This is a genomic window from Paraburkholderia susongensis (assembly GCF_900177725.1).
GTDB classification, from domain to species: domain Bacteria; phylum Pseudomonadota; class Gammaproteobacteria; order Burkholderiales; family Burkholderiaceae; genus Paraburkholderia; species Paraburkholderia susongensis.
This window is the reverse complement of the sequence record NZ_FXAT01000003.1, coordinates 738,769-755,800: the sequence shown is the minus strand read 5'-3', so window position 1 is coordinate 755,800 and position 17,032 is coordinate 738,769. Positions and strand designations below refer to the sequence as shown.

Below are 17,032 nucleotides of genomic sequence, written 5' to 3'. Positions count from 1 at the left end.
CAGTTCGGGCGGCTCGACTAGTATCTACTGCTACAGCCGCGTAGTGTCGATTTCAGCTATCTTTAATGTAGCGTCAATCATCCGCAGCCCCTGGTTGAAATCAAGCGCCCACTCCTCGCCGTCGCACCGCACGGTCATGCCGTTGTGCATCGAGATAAGACAACGCGCCTTGTACAGGGTGTCGACAAGCTTCGGTTCTCGTTCGGCTTCCCGAACCCCACTATTCGTTTATTTTTTAGAGTCAGTCTCTGTCCACGCCTTGAAACCATTTAGCCGCGCGCGCATCTGTCGCTTGTACCAGAGGCCAGCAATCGGTTCCATCGCCCAGCGAAGCCAAATCGGCGACGTTCTAAAATTGTATGTGAACGTTACAGTGCAGAGCGTGGGGGATATCTGCCGGAATTTCCATCCCCCGCTGAAACCGGCCAGCAGACGTGGCCCTTCAATCATCGAGACTGCGGCCACGTGCGGTGGCTGAAACGACACATAGCGCGACACCATAACCAGGCCACCGACACTTTCGATGTATTCGTCGACACCGACCGCGGGCACCGTCGCCCCATTAAGTAATTCGGAGCGAGCTGCAAACGGGTCCCATTCTTGTCGGCGGGAGTAGTCCTGAGAGAGTGCGAAGAGCCAATCGACACTTCCCGACACCATTGTGCTGACGGAAAATTTCATTGCATCTTTCTGGATGCTCGTAATGACACCCAGTATAAGTGTTCCCGGACTCTCTCCCTAGCGAGAGCGCCTTCTATCCGTGGGCAAAAGACGTTGCCGACGATACGTCGGGAACCGTCCCTTGTGCATGTGATTGAGGCCGGGACGGGGAAGACCCCGTTGACTGCTCGCCGATAGGAACTTTCAGTGGGAACGCTGATGGTGCGCGCCCACCGCTGAACCAACTCGGCGCTGCTCTGTCACCTCCGGTGTCGGAGGCTGGTTGTCCACTGCATCGACACCGTATTCGCGCAGTGGAAGGCGATGGCCAGGTCTGTCGAAACCAATTCCCGCGCTGCAGTAGCTCCGGTTATGGCCTCGACTACTGCCATGGCTCCTGTCGGACCTGCTTCGGAAGCAATCGTCCTTCCCGCATCCCAGGCCTTGCCGACTTCGGAAACATCTCTGGTGCGCCAAGGGAGTGCCGCCGGCGTGGCGCTTCCGAAACCCGTGGAGACAAAAGCCTCTTCGCCTACGGTCGCGTCTGCTCCCTCGGGCGCGAGTGAATCGCGTGGCACGACCGGCATGAGCGCCGGCTTGATGACGGCCTTGCTTGTCGCGGTTGGATTCGGCGTTCTCTTCCAACGCCGAAGGACGAGCGGTGGAAACACCGGAGAATCACCAAGTAATGTTCGCGACAAGGACAAGCCTTGAATGGAACACATTGAAGGGCATGGAGCGCGACGACGCAGTCGTGTGATTTTCGGTGATACGCCGCTCCAGTCAATGCACTAGCCTTTTCTAACGCGACCGTGGCATATTGCGGCCATGTTCATATGGAGGTTACTCGATGGCAACGACTCTGGAAGCAATTCAAGCGAAGATGGATAAATTGAAGACCCAAGCGGATGCGCTGATTGCAAAGCAATCGTCGAGCATCATCGAAAAGATTCGCGAGTTGATGGCGAAGCACGGCCTGACCACCGCCGACATTGACGCGCACGTTGGCGGCAAGCAGCGCGCCACGAAGGCAGTTGCCAAGACCACGAGCAAAGGCAGCACTGCTGCGGTCAAGTATCGCGACCCGAAGAGTGGTGCAACTTGGACCGGACACGGCCGGGCACCAAGTTGGATTGCAGCAGCCAAGAAGCGAGACAAATTCCTGGTTGACGGCGGTGCGGCGACGGCGAAGCCGGCTCCTGTTAGCAAAGTGAAGACTGCGGGCAATTACGTGCGCGGTCCGCAGCCGGCGATGTATCAGGACCCTAAATCCGGCGCGACGTGGAGTGGTCGGGGCCGCGCTCCGGCTTGGCTCGCTGACGTCAGGGACCGTAATAACTTTTTGATTGCAGGTGGTGCTGAAGCGACTGTTGTGACGACCGCGGGTACTGCGAGCAAGTCAAAGGCTGCGGTCAAGAAGGCATCGAAAGCTGTTGGCACGACCGGTGGTAAGGGTCAACGCAAAGGTCCGCAGCCGGTGATGTACCTTGACCCTAAGACGGGTGCGAGCTGGAGCGGACGTGGACGGGCTCCGGCGTGGCTTGCTGGTGCCAAGGACCGGTCGAAGTTTTTGATTGATGGCGCCAGTGCGGCGGCCGATGTGAGTGCTTCGACCGAGACGAAGCCTTCGGTCAAAAAGGCAGTTGCCCGGAAAGCCGTCGTCAAGAAGGTCGCAGCGACAAAGTCTGCACCGACGAAGAAGGCTGCGGTGAAGAAAGTGGTCGCCAAGAAGGCCGTGAGCGCGAAGGTGCCTGCTAAGAAGACGCCTGCGAAAAATGCGCCGCGCCAGAGCGTGGCCGTGCCCGCGCCAGTGGCCGCAGTCGAGTCTGCCGCCGAGTTGACGACCTGAACGTAGTTGTCAGGTACCCGGTGGACCAACGATTTTCTGATTCCACCGGGTACCCCATGCCGACGACGTTTTATTGCGCCTGTGCAGCCTGACTTTGCGCAGCTTGCTGTTGAGCGTGTTGCTTCGCAAGATGCCTGCCGACCATGCAGCCACCGACCGCGCCAACTACAGCGTGGTGCCCCGCATAGTGTCCGGCGACCCCGCCAACCACAGCGCCCTTGAGGCAGCCTGCGGCGTTTGCCGTTCCCATCGTTGCCAATGCCAAGGTAGCGGCCACCAAAGCTATTCTTATCGGGCTAGTTTCTTTCATTCGAAGGTACTCGGTGTTTGTATGCCGGAGATGTAGTGCCTTCCGGCGTCGTTTCAATAGCCGCCCCAGCGACCGCGCTCGCGCCACTCGTTCTCACGCCATTCCTGGCGGCGCCATTCACGTTCACGCCACTCGCGACGTTCACGCCATTCGCGGGCTCGCCAGTCGTCGTCATCGCCGTACGCGACGGCGACAGGTGCGGGAGCATAAACGACGGCAGGTGGCGGTGCGTACACCGGCTCTGCCGGCGCATACACGGCTCCGGGGATGCCCAATCCGATGGCGACGTCGACGTGCGCCGATGCTGCTGTTGATGCTGCCAGTATTGCCAGGCCGAGCGCCGCGCCGAGAATCTTGTTCATCTTCGCTACTCCTCGCACATTGAGTGCAATGTCAGTGACCACGGCTCGGAGTGTAGGAGGCGAAATTGGACACATGTGAAACGGCGGTGCGAGATTCGTAACATGGAGTTACTCCTGAAGGCGTACCGCGTGGCAAGTGAAAAGGGCAACGCTATCACGCAACTGAACTTGAACACTCAAGTAACGTGAACTAGCCTTAACGTCTAGCCGGAAGCAAGCCTTTGGTTTCGAGCCTCGTCGGAGACGCAAGCCCCCTGTCGCGGACGTGTGACCTATCCGGTCCCGGCTAGCGCTGTAGGACCACGGTGGGAAACAGGTTCGTGTCAGTAGACCTCCCGTGCCGCGCGCCTGGTGGTTCCTTCGGGCTGGGCATTTGTAGGCGACGTCGTCGCCCTGATGCCGTTATATCGGAGGGAGCATGTCCGTTGACAACATTAAGACCATCATCATAGTCATGATGGAGAATAGGTCTTTCGACCATGTTCTTGGCTACCTGAGCCTCGACGGGAAGGATGTCAACGGCCTCTCGGCCGACCCCACCTGGCAACAGAATTTCACGAACCTCTACGGCGGCAATACGTACGCCATACATGCGCTTTCGCCGTCGACCCAACTTATCCTCGACCCGCCGCATGACCGAACGCCGATTTCGACGCAAATAAACACGCCGTGCGCGAGTGGGGGCTGTCCTGAACTGGGTGGATTCGTCGCAAGCTATGCGACACGAAACCCTGCGCCAGCCGACCTGTCGATGGTGATGGGCTACTACACGGCCGGCGCGTTACCTGTTTATGATTTTTTCGCAAAAAATTTCACTATTTGCGATAGCTGGTTTGCTCCACTTCCGACGGGAACCCAGGCAAATCGCTTGATGGCAATGGCGGGAGAAAGTGCGATTAGCGACAACGTTTCTGGTTTTCTTCCCGAGCAGTCCCTGGTATACGACTGGCTGACCACACACGGCGCAAGTTGGTGTGTCTACCAGTCGGGAGGCTTCTTCCCGTTCTTCAGCTTGATGCCCAAATGGTTGCCTGAGATAGTCACGTCGCTTGCCTTGCCGCTAGATGGCAACGGAGGGAGGTTCAGGCGATATTCGCGCTTCAAGGCGGACTGGACGACCAGTAGCAATCTGCCTCAAGTTATTTTCATCGAGCCGGAATACACGGATGGGCCGCATCGGGTACCGAACGACGACCATTCACCTACCGGCGTCGCCCCAGGGCAAGCGTTCCTTGCCGACATTTATCAAACTATTTCCACGTCCGAGCGATGGGGTGAGACGTTGATGATTGTCACCTACGACGAGCACGGGGGATTCTTCGACCATGTAAGCCCACTTGAGATTTCGACTGACGTTGCCGGTTATCAGTTTCAAACTACCGGGCTGCGTGTGCCGGCATTCCTGGTCTCGCCCTATGTCGCACCAGGAGGCGTCTTTTCCGGAAACCTGGACCATACGTCGATACTTCAGCTTCTCGCAGATAAGTTCAACGCAGGTAGCACCTACTCTGCTCCGGTCAGCGCACGCACACAACTCTCGAAGCTCAGCTCCGCTCTTTCTGAAACCAAAACGCCGGGCCCTGCACCGAAGCTAAATGTCCCGATACCGAGCAACTCGACCGTATCGGCTCCCGTCTCGCCATCGACCGGCTTCTCGGCATGCGCGCAAGCCTTTCGGAGTGTCGCGCTTAAGGTCCAGCAGGACCATCCGGAGTTGCTGTCTTCGCCGAACTGGGGCGACCTTGCGAGTTTTGTCGCGACGTACAAGGGTGGGTCGTGAATTGGCGCGAAGTCTCCGGCTGCAAAGAAGGCCGTTTCTGCTCTCAAGAAGGTCGCTGCGAAGAAGGCAACAAGCAAGAAGGCTGCTTCGGTCAAAACAGTTGCCGCCAAGGTTGAGACTCCCGTAGTGCCGTTGTATGAACAGAGGTGAGCGCGTAGTCGACTGGGCAGGGGGCAACCGGCGAGCAGAGTGTTCTCCCGCTCGCTTAAGTTGACGACATAGCTGCCGATATTCAGAGTGCCGCCTCTGCATTCAAACTGGAAAATAAAATGCGCACTCTGGTTTCCCTGGTCGCCGCCGTCTCGGCGCTGGTCGTCCTTCCTGGATGCTCCACAAGTCAAAGTGTCACCGCTGGTCCGCAGGCGAAAGGCTCGCCGATGACGACAGCGTGCTTTACCGCGCACGGCGGCAAGTCGGCTGATATGGACGCTGCAATCCAACGCAACTTGGAAAACCACGGCGTGTCGGTGTCGGTTGCCCCTGCGTGCGACAAAGCCGACATGAATGTCACTTACACCGACAGCTGGTTCTGGGACATCGTTATGTATTTGCGTTCGATGGACATCCGCTTTTACAAGGCGCCAAGCGGCGGCCTTATCGCGTCTGGCCACTGGAAAAATTCGGTTCTGCATCAGTTTCCAAATGCCGACGGCGTCGTCCAGGATTTGATGGACGATATGTTCAAGGAGGCCGGCGAGCCCGGCGCTGTAAGAACCAAGGCGGCTTCTAACTAGACCAGCGGGTTTGCTGACGGGCATGGGCGGTCACTGAGCGCGAGAAGGGCTGGCGATGACGGCAAGAAACATCTGGTCAAAGGCGCGACCGGCAACCTGGGCAACTGGGACGCGTTCTGCGGCGGCAAGTACAAGGTGAAGGAAGCGGAAAACTTCACGCAACCCGCAGATATGTTTGGCACCAAGATTTCGCAGGTCAACTACCTCTACGAGGTCGATGAAGCACCGGCATGGGCGAAACAGCCTGCGATTCAGGCCGCATATCCTTCCGTGCAGCGTGACTTGAGCGGGGCACCTGGTGACAAGGCCGTATTGGTTGCAACCAACGACGGCTGGATGCACGAGCGCCTGTTTAAGAGCAAGGGCGGGTAAACAGGCGAGCACGTTGAGCGTGAACCGGGTCTTCTGTTTCAGAATCACCTGACTGACAACGCTCGACACTCGAACACCAGCCCATGAACTCTATGGATTCGCGGGCTGGCCGTACCTGTTGCCCTAGCTTTGGCACCTGACCTTGCATGCGGATTCAGCAGGCACGAGGAAGTCGTGATTGCGGCGCGGCCGCATTCGGCGCGGGCGAAGCGCTTGCAATGATTCTGACTCGCTCAGGAGCAGGTCATAAAAATCTTCTGCACGGACGTCTCGACTGTTCTCAGGTCTGATGCGAATCAACGGGAGCCCGGCGAGGCTGAAGAACTCGTTTTTCAGAACGTCCCGCTCCCGCGCTTCGTCCGAGTCGTGGTGCACAGAATCAAGCTCGATTCCGCCAACCGGGTCCTCGTCGTCAGTACACAGCAGCACATCCACACGGGACGCACGCACGTAACTTTTCATCCGGTCAGTCAGTGTGTCACCCATCCGGTCAATGTCGATGAAGTTCAGCAGTGGCACGTTGGGATAGGCTTGCAGATTCGGAAGATACTGCCGCACCGCCTTCAGAAACTCCCGTTCCTGCGAACTGGCGCAAACGTTCTTTTTACAGTTGAACATGTCGCTCACGTGTGTCAGCCCGACGGTGAACACGCTCGCGATGACCACCCGCTCAGTGACCGCGAAGGGGCCGGCAGATGCCTGACCGGAGGCAGGGAGTGATGGCGAGAGCGGCATTTGGCGAGGGTGTTCGTCATTTTTCTGCAGCCAGAATTTTTCGACCGGAGCATGGTCGCTGCCATGACACTCCCGGAAAGCTCCATCAATCTGTGCATTGATGCTAGCGAGCACCTCATTGTCAACAACAAGCAGGGTGCTGTTGCGAATCATTCGCCAGAGCTGGATGAGAACCGTGGCCGGAACATGGCGCTCCCGGAGAGCATCTCTCAATATCGGAGGAAGGATGACTTGCGTCACGCGGGTGAGTTGAGGGTCGCCGCGTACGTTCACGACCTCTGTGGCGTAGGTATCCACGAACCCGGCGATATCTCGTGCCTCGAGGCGGATTTGCAGTTCTTCGATGTGCGGGTTCATACGGCCTCGCTTTCGTCGAGGTCAACGTCGATGAACAGGCTTGTGCCCAAAGCGAAAGGCGGTAACTGCGCGGCGTTGGGGTGCTCTTTGGTTGAGACAATATTCGGCATGATGCCGACATACATTGCCAGGCCACGAGCCGCCAGACCTGCGCGCAGTTCCTCGGCCTCTGCCGCATATACGAGGTTTGGGAGCGGGCGGCCTTCTATCTGCAGCGCGCCACTGGTCATGAGCATCCGCGTGCGCATTCCGTCGCCGAATTCCTGAATCGCTTCGCGGACAAACCCTTTCAACTCGTCGTCAAGCCGGCGTGACGAACGGTAGCGAACGTGGTCAGTTCGAGGCGCAAGAGCACGCAGAAGGTCGTCCGAATCTACGCGGCGAAGTTCCGCTCGTGACGGAGCCAACAGTATGCTCGCAGGGTTATCCAGATTCAGTCGTTCAAGCAGCGTCAACAGAAAACCAACCGGCAGCTCGGGAGTCAGCGGTACGTCGTCACCGCATTCTGCAAGGTACGCGTCCCAAGTGAGTCCGTGATTAGCGAGCGCGTCATTCAGGCGCCGTGTATCTACTCGATAGTTCTCACCTGGCGCGCCAATGTGCGAGAAGGCCTTGGGAAGGTCAAAATGTTCCATGCGTCCACCGAACCGGCTGCGAGCAAGCAGATAGCGCTTCAGCAGTTTCCTGGTTGCCTTTTCATCTAGCTCGCGGATAGTCAGATGGGCGGACGTCCCATTTCGTGAAAGCTTTGCCAACTGCCATACGTAGCGGCCACCACGACACATCCATGCGGCGTCTGCGATGTTTACCTCCGGCGTGACCCAGATGTCCTCCGACCGGTCGGAGTCCTTTTGGCAGGCCAATTCAAACTGCGACCAGCAAGTGAACTCATTGCCTCGGGCAATCTCGTAGCCATCTTGGTAGTCCCCGTCGACACGCATCAAGACCAACTCGGCGAAGGGAGCTGCTGAAGGAGGGAAGCTAGCGTTATCCGTTTCAGGGTCCGAGCAAAGCTGTAGCGGGGCCACGCCCTCAACAACCGCCTCCTGTGTTTCTTCAAAGCGGCGGCGCAGTCCCTCAATAGCTGTCGACGCACCGTCTAGCCATCTGTCCGTGTCCCCATTGGGTATCACTAGGACGATAGGCACGTGTAAGAGTTTCTCGCCACTGGCGTGCTCCAAGGTGTTGACTGTAAGCATTTTCTCTCCCACCTCAACGTGGAGCGCGCGTACATGGGACGCGACAACCAAAGGCTCGCACTGCCGGATGAGCACAGGCAATAACTCTTGCCATGTCATCGCGCTTACTTCTTGGTCGTTGATTACTGAGCGCAGGAATAGACGAGGCGCCGCAGCAGGCGAGTGTCGTTGGAACCAGCCTTGGCTTGAGAGCATCCGGGATGCCGCATCAAGCGCCGTGACGTGCTTGATGCTCACCCCAGCTGTCGCTAGTTCGGCGCGCAAACGCTTCGCAAGCTTCTTGACGTCGTCCCCAGGCTGGGGGGAAAGCCGTTGAACAACGCCAAGCGCCGCTTGGCTGTTGAAGTCGGGGTTCTTGAGCTTGATGAACGTCCACAAGGCTAGGGCTTGGGACTGGGGAGAAGCGAATGAAATGGCGTCCGCCGACGCCGAGGTACTGGCTGTCATGATGACCTCATCACGGAAAGCACACTCGGGACGGCACGCGTTGTCCGGCTTTCCAGTGAAATCACCGAGCCGGGAAATTCGAGTATTACGGGAACTGGCTTTGCCGTGCCGGAAAGGCTCCGGTGCGTGCACTGACGGGCGCCAACTTGCCCACGATTCGGCATGAACCGCGCTTTTATCCTACGGCAGGAGTATTCAGGCTGTCAACAGGCAGCGAACATTTGGCGTCGAGTGCCGGTTGACGCCTGTTGATGTGGCATGACGCGACGGCTATATCATTTTGCGCATTTCGAGGCATCAGAGTGCGGCGTGGGGGCAGGTAGGGTTCTTCCGCGAAACGCGTGCATTGGCGAGGCCCGAAACACGACGTGAGCCGATTCCATCAATGCCCCCAACCGAGCTCTCTAAGAACGAACCCCGTTGCATGCAAGGCAAGCTCGGCGTCCTCGTTCGATACCTCCCGCAGGTCGAGACGCTCACGCTCATTATCCTTCCCACGAGGATGAAGGAGGTTGACGGTCTCGAGAGCCGCACGAATCAGCCGTCGCTCATTTTCACCAACATGTTTTCCGATTGCCGTGAGGCATGGACCTAGGTCTTTGTGGACCGCTTTCTCGTCACCGCTCAATTGGCGTAACCACCGGCCAGCGAGAACCGCGCACAGGTTTCGGCACTGGTCTACAACAGAAGTTGGAGAATCGCGATACGCTACCTTCATGACGCGGTCGTAAGCATCCACGACGGATTTCCGATTTCCTTCCGGAATTTGCACCATGTTGAGAGCGGGCAGTATGCCAAACGCAGACTCAGCTCGAACAGTAACCAGCACGTCCTGGCTGACCGTTTGTTCAGTCTGCAATATTCGCCAAAGCGAGTGTGCTCCGACGTGACCTATCGCAAGCTGAAGACCTTCCGCCCGGTTCGGGCGTCCCAGCAATTCAGTGCAATGGATGAACACATTCAGTTCTTTGTGTACTCGACCGTCCGACCGGCTCCGTCTACTGTCGGATAACGAATTAGGGTGAGCTTCGACGAAGACCAATTCCCGATTGGTCTTGGTGAATGACTGAAAAAGACGCCCTCTTCGAACGCGAGACACAGGGTCAAACGAGTCCTCTCGGAAAATCCACCGAAACGGGTCGCTGAGCATACCGCGCGGCAAATTCTCGAGGTCGGAAGGGGATTCGACCAGCGCACACTGCGAGATTATTGGTGCAGGGACAGTGAGATAGCTCGGATTGTCGGTGCCTTCATAGACGAGGCCATTTTCGTGTTCGATGCCAAGGCGGGACATATGCTTTTCGGTCGGCGGATGACCACCTAAATATACCGCACCCCAAGGACTGAAGCTCGGTACCTCATCGTCGTCCACACCATCCGGTCCACTCGACAGCAAGGGGGTACAAATCAACGCGTTGCGCCTACCCTGCCGCGCAATCGCGCGGCAGGGTAGGCGGAAAGTACCCAACAAGAATCACGGGAAATTTCTGCTATGATGACTGCACGGCGTCAGCCTGAGTTGCGAGCGGCTCAAAACCGACAGAATTCTTCCCAGAATCAATGTTTACCAACCCTTGCGTGTTCTCGCAGGCGCGGTGCATGTAATCGCTCGATGCCCCGTGCCAGATTGGAGAATCGCATGGCTATTGGTATCAGTGCGCTTGCTTTCGCTGTTCGTAAACAGAGCGCCTCACTGTCCAAACCGCTTGTTCTTGGTCACGCTCAGCAGCTGGTCGCTGCGGCGCTCGGCTATAAGTCCCTTGCTGCCTATCAAAACGCGCAAGAAGAACAGCCGGACCTATCGCCCACCAGACATATAGTTCTCGACGAACCGCTGCTTCTGCTGCGCGCCAGCGAGCTCGATGTTGGCTACACCGACGAGGCTGTGGCTTCCCTGCTGACAGCCGCTCTGACGCATACCCTGCCTTGGGCCACCGTTCATCGAACCAAGGGTGCGTTCGACGATGTGCTCAGGGACTACCTTGACCAGAGCGTTGTGAACCACGACGACACCATCAGCCAGATGGCAATGTCCAACGGCACTCTCGGCGAGGTCTACCTGCCTTTCGAAACGTCGCTCGACGAGATACCCTACGACAGTGCTAGGGAATTTCGCATTGTCGGGCACGCCAGCATGAGACAGGACCCTGAGCGAGTGTATGTCGGACATGTTGTTAATGTGACCGCATCGCTCTTTCTCACCCGCTACGGTAAGGTCTGCGTTGGCGAGCCGGAGTGCAGAGTCACCTCTGCGAAGCTCGCGTGGTTCGGAGATGACAGTTCGGATGGTGACGGGCCCACAGTGACCCTTGCACAGGCACTCGCAGAAGAGCTCGCCATCGACCTGGAGGATGCGGAAATCCTTGCGGACGCAGAGATTCTGGAAAACGAGAGCAACGACGGTGGGCTGGTTTACTCGTTCATCCTCCAAGCGGAAAACGTTGCCCCACCTGAACTCGCCACCAAGCTGTTGGCCAAATTCGGTACTCTGGATATCGAATTGCCTGCAAACTTCTACGACCGCGTCCATTGGTCACCCTACGAATAGCGAGAGCTAAATGATAGAGCGGAGGCTGCCGCCTCCGCTCAACATTCAGTGCATCGATTGGACGCGCTACAGTAGCTATATTCACGTCCCCAGACAACAGGTGCTGTCGATACGTACAAGCCAATAGCCAGAAGCGGGTCTACCAAGCGCTGCAGTCGCACTATCCGCGACGCATAGCGGCGCATTCGGAAGACGTCGCTCGAGCGGCCGGGATATCGGAATTGTGGCCGCTCACCACGACAGCAGCGGACTTCTTCCTGCGGACTGGATAAGCCGTGATGAACCGGAACAGTGCATCTGAGGAATTGCTGGCAAGTACACAGTTTTCGGAGCTATGTCCGGCGAACGCCGTCTGCATGAAGAAGTCTTCGCTCCCCTAGTCCGATTCCGGGCGAGGTCCACGCTCGTTGCTGTCACCGCCGACGAACGACCACCAGGGATTGCCGGAGCTGGAGAGGACCGTTGCGTCGTCCCCGTCAATCCCGAGCACACTGCAAATGGTGAGGCGAACCAGCCTCCGCATGCCAACCAATACCGCATGCGAGCGGACTGCAGACATATCGGTGGCTTCTGCTCGGTCGAAAAATCACCAGATTCCGGAACGTCGATGTCGTCCAAGGCAACCGTCGGTCACGACCTTGACCCACACGTTATACAATGCTCCGGTTTCCAGTGGTGCGTTACGAATACGGCGCCGCTCGGCACCCGAAAACGCAATTACTATCTAAGGCTGAACCGACGCGGGGACGGCTCGCGGTCAATGAAGACCTACGGTCGGTCCATGACCGCAGGCCCCGAACCTTGCGATTACTTCATCATCAGCAGACCCAAAATGGCTGAGCCGCAACTGTTAGCTTTCCGGTTACCGTTCGATTTAATCGACGAAAGTCGCGGGCGAGATATCGCAGTCGACAACGTTGGTATTTCCATTATCGTCCCGGATAGCTACGAGGATGAAATGTCGGCGGGCATGGCGCAGTCTGAGGTACTGGCCATTCAGCGATTGTTGACCTTAAGTCGACACGCCTCCGTCCGCGTTCGTTGGGCGCAGCATATCGCTTCCCGGGCTCTTGCGTCCCCTACGATATTCCCGCTCCTTGCAGTGCTTATCGTCCTCGAGAATGCGGACCACGAGATTGAAGGGCTTGACAACGGACAGGTGGTTGGCGCACTGGATGCTGCTCGTCGCAAGCTATTCAAGGAACGCCTAAAGACCGACCTTTTTGCCGACACGCAAGTCGTGATTTGTGCCGACAGCAGAGGCAGAGGTTCACCACCGGATTTGTACGGTGCTGACGGAAGCATGATTCAACGCGAAGACTTCGAGGCAATCATCGAAGAGCTCGTAACGCACCAAGCTGCCACTGACTTGTCGACTTCGTCTGCTGTGCATTGGAGTTCCGCGCTTGCGACAATCGTGTCAGAGCTCTTTGAAAATGCTGATACGCATGGCAAGACCGAGTTGTCCGGTTTGCCAATCCAGAAGAATGGCATACGCGGAATCGTTTTGAAGCGCACCAAGGTTGAGCGTCCAAGAAGCAAAGACGCCGGGGACGATGCGGCTCGCCCCATTGAGGCCTTTGAGTTGTCCATTTTCGATTCTGGGCCGGGCTTTTTCGCTTCGTTCATGCGAAAACCTATTCAACGAACTGTCGACTTGAACCTCGAATGGAAAGTGGTGCATTCATGCCTTGAACGTCACTATGAGCCCGGGTTAACCGACGTCCGTCAAGCCCACCGCGGCATGGGTTTGTACGAGGTTCTGCGTGCTCTGCAATTGCTCCGTGGCTCCATCGAAATTCGAACCGGCCGCATATATGGGTACCGCACCTTTATGGAAGGTGAATTCAAATTCAAGATGGAGCCCGCGAACTCTTCGACACGACCGGGGATGCCCAAACCCCAACTGCTCGATTTCGAGCGTCGGTACGTCGCCGTTCCATCCGAACACGAATTATTGGTTGGTTCTTCCGTCCGTGTAATTGTTCCTCTGCACTAAACGCATGAGCGCGCTTTGTCTAACAACAAGATTCCGTCAAGACGCGTACGAGGGCGAGGCCAGCGTGCTTGTCTATGACGAGTACGATTTCGCCGAATCAACACTGAGCGAGGACGTCCGGAACATTTTCGACCGACGGCCCGCCACCGCGAATATCTACGTTCTCGCGCCCTTTGTGAGCGAAACGAAGATGGTCGAACTCATTGCGAACGGCGTCGCTGTGGAGCGAGCTCGTCGCTACTTTGACGGCATCGGTGGAAGGATTCGTCTTCTCGGAATTCAGGAGACCAGCGACGGGAAGCGTCATGTTTCGGCTATGCCGTTTGAATATTCGGACGGCACGGTGCATGCGGGCGAACGTGAATCACTGGATGACCGACTTCGCAGCGGATGGCTATTTGACCTTTTTCACAGCGGTGGCGGGCTGGTTGAAGCGCCTCCGGGCGTCCACTTCGGAAAGCTCTCAGGACGGCATTCCAACAAGTTCCTGCGCGCCAGTGGACCGCTTCTTACGTCTGAAGCTTGCGCGGCAGTTGCGTTTTTTGCTCTCGGGGCGACCTCTGGCAAGGCGCCGTCGCGGATTTTGGTCGATACGGCACCTATCATCGCAGTGGCGTTCGCGATGGCTCGGATGGCTGTCGCGCATGGCTTGTGGGACAAGTATCCGCCCGTCAAATCGTTCAGCTCCTACGGTGGCGTTGAAAATCTGCCGCGAACGAGACCTACAGACCTATTTCTCATATCCGCTTCGACATCTGGCGGCTTAGCCAATAGGCTCACCAGCATTAACGTCGACGAAAGCAGAATCGTCACACTGTTCTATCTTGAGTCAGGAGCTCCAGAGTATACGGGCACAGTTGTGTGCCACCTGACTTATCGGAACGACGGTCTGTTCGGCTACCCAGCAGTAAGCAACTATTTGCTGCAGAACTGCCCCTTCTGCAGGAGCGGCCACTTCCTCGCGCAGTTGGAGGGAGACCAGTTTCTATTGGAGAAGCGTGCCGTCAAGCGCCTGGCAGTTAGAAGCAAGGCGCAGCCTGACGACGCTCGAAGTGCCGCGGAGCGGCTTGCTCGGACAGGTTGTCTCGAAGTTACTCTTTTCAAATCTCCCGCGCGGCCGGCGGGCGTTGCGGTCAATGGAGAGCTGTTACTTGACGTGGATGCCCAGCTTCGAGCGGACTTCATCCGAATGCTACGTCGCTTCGCGCCTGCCCCACTGAACTACGTCGTGCTGCTTGGCCTCTCTGATGCGAAATTCGACGCGTTGGTTAGGGAAGCGGGCCTACAGGCTGTAATAGCCTCTGCGACGATAACTAACGAGGTCGAAGGTCTCGCGAGCGTTCCAAATGGGACGGCGCTGGTGGTATTCGGCTGTCTGAGCAATCATGCGAGAGCGAGAGAAATCAACGCGAGAATGCGGACCCTTGTGCCGGGAGGTGCTGTTGCATACCTTTCCGCCATCACGGTGGCTGAAACTTCTCAAGCTCTCAATGAGTTGACGATGTTTTTGAGTTTCGGCGAACGCGGGCGAGACACCTTTACGTTTCGCTCTGCGCTTCAGTTCATGCTTCCGGTACCTACCCCAGTCGATACTGCGTGGGAGGCCGAGCACAAGACGCTGCTACGCATGAAGGAAAAGAAGGCGTTGGAGCCAGAGCTTGACGCGAGGTTCAATGAACTCAACACTTCTGCCACCAGTTCAGACAAGTTGTTTTTTAGCGGCTGCCGCCCTAAGTTGGAAATTGCGCGCGATTTCGTCTATCTCGACACCGAAAAAGAACGTGAGCGCATTTCGCAAGCGGACATTTTTACCATCGTCGCGAACACCCTCGCGTGTGCCCGGGCTGACAATCAAGGCATCTCCGGCCCCTCCCGCACCTCGGCCTTTACGACATGGTCTTCGAGCGTGTACGGGCACGTGCTTGTGTGTCCCTCAAACTTTGAGATTTACAACGATGCAGTACTGCGAGCGGCCTTTTTGCGAGCAGCGAGCCCTTCCGAACTTTTGTATTCGGTGGACGAGGAATGCAGTGTCGCAATGCTGAACGTCATATTGGCGGAGGTTTTCGCATGGGACGAGGGTGGAGGCGCTGCGCTTCCGGAATTTCTACTAGCGTTGGCCGCCAGCAGGATGCGCCTAGCCACCAGGCATCTCGAGGAGCTTTGTGCCCGGCTTAAGGAGCGTACGCTCCCTAGCTACCTTCGAGACCTTGCACAAGAAATCGAGGGTCTGCAAAACACCTTCTGATTGGACTCGTCAAGCAGCGCGCAGGCGTTGTTCGGCGTCGCCTCTCTAACGGCTGAACGAGGTAGCGAGCGGTTTCGCACAGTAGCACCCCGATGACGCGACGCCGCTTTCGAACCCTTTCGGCCGTCCGATGCTGAGAACATTTCCCCAGCAGGCGGCAACCGGCGACAATCGCGAACCCTCGTGACTCAAGTTTCGGCTTTATGTGTGGGCTACTCGGCGTAGCTTCCTGAAAGCTAGCCCCTGACACTTTCGCTCTGCGCCGTGCAGCTTTGTGAATTTATGGCCACGAATAAGAACCAGCATTTTGTCCCGCGTTGCTATCTCAAGGCTTTTACAAAGGACGAGGGAAACGTCACCATCAAGCTCTTCAATGTCGACCGGCAAAGCTTCATCGCCACGGCCCGGGTTAAGCACCAGTGCTCTGGCTCTTACTTCTATGGGCAGGACCCGCAACTTGAAACAGCAATCCAATCGGTTGAGGGCGGATATGCCTCCCTACTCCGCAAGATTCGTGAGCCCGGATATTTCCTCAACGATGACGACAAGTGGTTTCTTCGCTTCTTCTGGCTCGTCCAACATCTTCGTACGGAAGCCGCATCGAAGCGCGCAGTGCAAATGGCAGCGGAAGCCGAATTAGTTATAGGGGATAGTTCGTTGCCTTTCGCTTTCGGAATTCAAGAGGCAGTGCAGACGGCAATGGAGGCAGTAGCGGATACGGCCCCATCCATCGAAGACCTGAAAGTCTGCCTTCTCCGAAACAGAACCGACATCCCCTTCATCACCTCGGATGACCCCGCCGTAGCATCGAATCGTTGGTACTTAGAAGACCGTCGAGGAGTTGGCAGCTCCTTTGGTCTGCGCGGCTCCGGCATCGTCACACTGATGCCGCTGACTCCAGACATTCTCTGTCTTGCATACGACGGCGACGTCTACAGCGTCCAGCACAACCGCGGTTGGGTTGAAGTGCGGAACGCTGGCGATGTGAGAGCACTGAACCAGCATCAATTCCTCAACTGCTTCGCCAATCTATACGTACCCGAATCGGCCTCAGAAGAGGATTTTATGATTCAGTATGCTTTGTGTTCGGACCGGAGACTCCCAGTCCGGCACAAGGTCAACGTCGCGCTCCTTGACTCGACAAACGGTGAACATTCTCGTTTCAAGGTGGTTGACGTAAGCGACTTTAATCGCGAAGGCGAAGCGCTCTTGCACACTCAAACATTACATCCCCAGCCGACGCGCTGGCCTAGCTTACTTCGCTGGCGGTCTCCAGGCGCTGTCTACGCCAACGGCACAGGTGCAAAATACATCAGAGAGCGCCACGCGCTGATATCCGACAGCATCTATCCTTTTAAAAAGGAGCCTGCGCGATAGAGCGACATCCGGACTGGGCCGGAGCAGGTTCAACGTTGGTCGCACAACCCTGTGA

At 57.1% G+C, this 17,032-nt stretch carries 14 protein-coding genes; 8 read left to right on the top strand and 6 right to left on the bottom strand.

Annotated elements, in window-relative coordinates; all coding sequences use genetic code 11:
• Window positions 1–228: 228 nt before the first annotated feature.
• Window positions 229–681, bottom strand: coding sequence for an SRPBCC family protein (locus tag B9Z01_RS12455; protein ID WP_085483303.1), 453 nt, complete (start codon window positions 679–681; stop codon window positions 229–231).
• An 829-nt stretch (window positions 682–1,510) separates the two neighbouring features.
• On the opposite strand from B9Z01_RS12455, the gene B9Z01_RS12445 reads away from it, so the two are divergent.
• Window positions 1,511–2,509 (top strand): H-NS family nucleoid-associated regulatory protein, encoded by a 999-nt coding sequence (locus tag B9Z01_RS12445; RefSeq protein WP_085483301.1) that lies wholly within the window; start codon window positions 1,511–1,513, stop codon window positions 2,507–2,509.
• 70 nt (window positions 2,510–2,579) lie between these two features.
• On the opposite strand, the gene B9Z01_RS36180 is transcribed toward B9Z01_RS12445, so the two are convergent.
• Together B9Z01_RS36180 and B9Z01_RS12435 are read right to left on the bottom strand one after the other, a co-directional pair.
• Window positions 2,580–2,819: a hypothetical protein gene (locus B9Z01_RS36180; RefSeq protein ID WP_085483299.1), complete on the bottom strand. Its 240-nt coding sequence runs from the start codon at window positions 2,817–2,819 to the stop codon at window positions 2,580–2,582.
• 53 nt (window positions 2,820–2,872) lie between these two features.
• Window positions 2,873–3,181 (bottom strand): hypothetical protein, encoded by a 309-nt coding sequence (locus B9Z01_RS12435; RefSeq protein ID WP_085483297.1) that lies wholly within the window; start codon window positions 3,179–3,181, stop codon window positions 2,873–2,875.
• Between the two features lie 418 nt (window positions 3,182–3,599).
• On the opposite strand from B9Z01_RS12435, the gene B9Z01_RS12430 reads away from it, so the two are divergent.
• From B9Z01_RS12430 to B9Z01_RS12420, 3 genes are all read left to right on the top strand, one after another.
• Complete coding sequence (locus B9Z01_RS12430; protein WP_143808901.1) at window positions 3,600–4,961, top strand: alkaline phosphatase family protein; 1,362 nt, start codon at window positions 3,600–3,602, stop codon at window positions 4,959–4,961.
• A 269-nt stretch (window positions 4,962–5,230) separates the two neighbouring features.
• Window positions 5,231–5,695: a hypothetical protein gene (locus tag B9Z01_RS12425; protein WP_085483295.1), complete on the top strand. Its 465-nt coding sequence runs from the start codon at window positions 5,231–5,233 to the stop codon at window positions 5,693–5,695.
• A 135-nt stretch (window positions 5,696–5,830) separates the two neighbouring features.
• Window positions 5,831–6,067, top strand: coding sequence for a hypothetical protein (locus tag B9Z01_RS12420; RefSeq protein ID WP_208625965.1), 237 nt, complete (start codon window positions 5,831–5,833; stop codon window positions 6,065–6,067).
• A 123-nt stretch (window positions 6,068–6,190) separates the two neighbouring features.
• Here B9Z01_RS12420 and B9Z01_RS12415 read toward each other — a convergent pair whose 3' ends face one another.
• The 3 genes from B9Z01_RS12415 to B9Z01_RS12405 form a co-directional block, all read right to left on the bottom strand.
• Complete coding sequence (locus B9Z01_RS12415) at window positions 6,191–7,159, bottom strand: DUF2726 domain-containing protein (protein ID WP_085483293.1); 969 nt, start codon at window positions 7,157–7,159, stop codon at window positions 6,191–6,193.
• Window positions 7,156–8,805 (bottom strand): hypothetical protein, encoded by a 1,650-nt coding sequence (locus B9Z01_RS12410; RefSeq protein ID WP_085483291.1) that lies wholly within the window; start codon window positions 8,803–8,805, stop codon window positions 7,156–7,158. Before B9Z01_RS12410 ends, B9Z01_RS12415 begins: the two co-directional genes overlap by 4 nt.
• Before the next feature lie 382 nt (window positions 8,806–9,187).
• A complete protein-coding gene (locus tag B9Z01_RS12405; protein WP_244195995.1) occupies window positions 9,188–10,177 on the bottom strand; it encodes a hypothetical protein in 990 nt (329 codons plus the stop codon).
• A 267-nt stretch (window positions 10,178–10,444) separates the two neighbouring features.
• On the opposite strand from B9Z01_RS12405, the gene B9Z01_RS12400 reads away from it, so the two are divergent.
• From B9Z01_RS12400 to B9Z01_RS12385, 4 genes are all read left to right on the top strand, one after another.
• A complete protein-coding gene (locus B9Z01_RS12400; protein ID WP_085483287.1) occupies window positions 10,445–11,353 on the top strand; it encodes a peptide ABC transporter permease in 909 nt (302 codons plus the stop codon).
• A 760-nt stretch (window positions 11,354–12,113) separates the two neighbouring features.
• Window positions 12,114–13,352: a hypothetical protein gene (locus B9Z01_RS12395; RefSeq protein WP_085483285.1), complete on the top strand. Its 1,239-nt coding sequence runs from the start codon at window positions 12,114–12,116 to the stop codon at window positions 13,350–13,352.
• A 64-nt stretch (window positions 13,353–13,416) separates the two neighbouring features.
• Window positions 13,417–15,600: a hypothetical protein gene (locus B9Z01_RS12390; RefSeq protein WP_143808899.1), complete on the top strand. Its 2,184-nt coding sequence runs from the start codon at window positions 13,417–13,419 to the stop codon at window positions 15,598–15,600.
• A gap of 282 nt (window positions 15,601–15,882) precedes the next feature.
• Complete coding sequence (locus B9Z01_RS12385; RefSeq protein WP_085483281.1) at window positions 15,883–16,977, top strand: DUF4238 domain-containing protein; 1,095 nt, start codon at window positions 15,883–15,885, stop codon at window positions 16,975–16,977.
• The last annotated feature ends 55 nt before the right edge of the window (window positions 16,978–17,032 follow it).

Bases quoted from the DNA above. Each gene is read 5' to 3' on its own strand.
- B9Z01_RS12455 (WP_085483303.1), bottom strand. From the start codon at position 681: ATGAAATTTTCCGTCAGCACAATGGTGTCGGGAAGTGTCGATTGGCTC.
- B9Z01_RS12445 (WP_085483301.1), top strand. From the start codon at position 1,511: ATGGCAACGACTCTGGAAGCAATTCAAGCGAAGATGGATAAATTGAAG.
- B9Z01_RS36180 (WP_085483299.1), bottom strand. From the start codon at position 2,819: ATGAAAGAAACTAGCCCGATAAGAATAGCTTTGGTGGCCGCTACCTTG.
- B9Z01_RS12435 (WP_085483297.1), bottom strand. From the start codon at position 3,181: ATGAACAAGATTCTCGGCGCGGCGCTCGGCCTGGCAATACTGGCAGCA.
- B9Z01_RS12430 (WP_143808901.1), top strand. From the start codon at position 3,600: ATGTCCGTTGACAACATTAAGACCATCATCATAGTCATGATGGAGAAT.
- B9Z01_RS12425 (WP_085483295.1), top strand. From the start codon at position 5,231: ATGCGCACTCTGGTTTCCCTGGTCGCCGCCGTCTCGGCGCTGGTCGTC.
- B9Z01_RS12415 (WP_085483293.1), bottom strand. From the start codon at position 7,159: ATGAACCCGCACATCGAAGAACTGCAAATCCGCCTCGAGGCACGAGAT.
- B9Z01_RS12410 (WP_085483291.1), bottom strand. From the start codon at position 8,805: ATGACAGCCAGTACCTCGGCGTCGGCGGACGCCATTTCATTCGCTTCT.
- B9Z01_RS12400 (WP_085483287.1), top strand. From the start codon at position 10,445: ATGGCTATTGGTATCAGTGCGCTTGCTTTCGCTGTTCGTAAACAGAGC.
- B9Z01_RS12395 (WP_085483285.1), top strand. From the start codon at position 12,114: ATGAAGACCTACGGTCGGTCCATGACCGCAGGCCCCGAACCTTGCGAT.
- B9Z01_RS12385 (WP_085483281.1), top strand. From the start codon at position 15,883: ATGGCCACGAATAAGAACCAGCATTTTGTCCCGCGTTGCTATCTCAAG.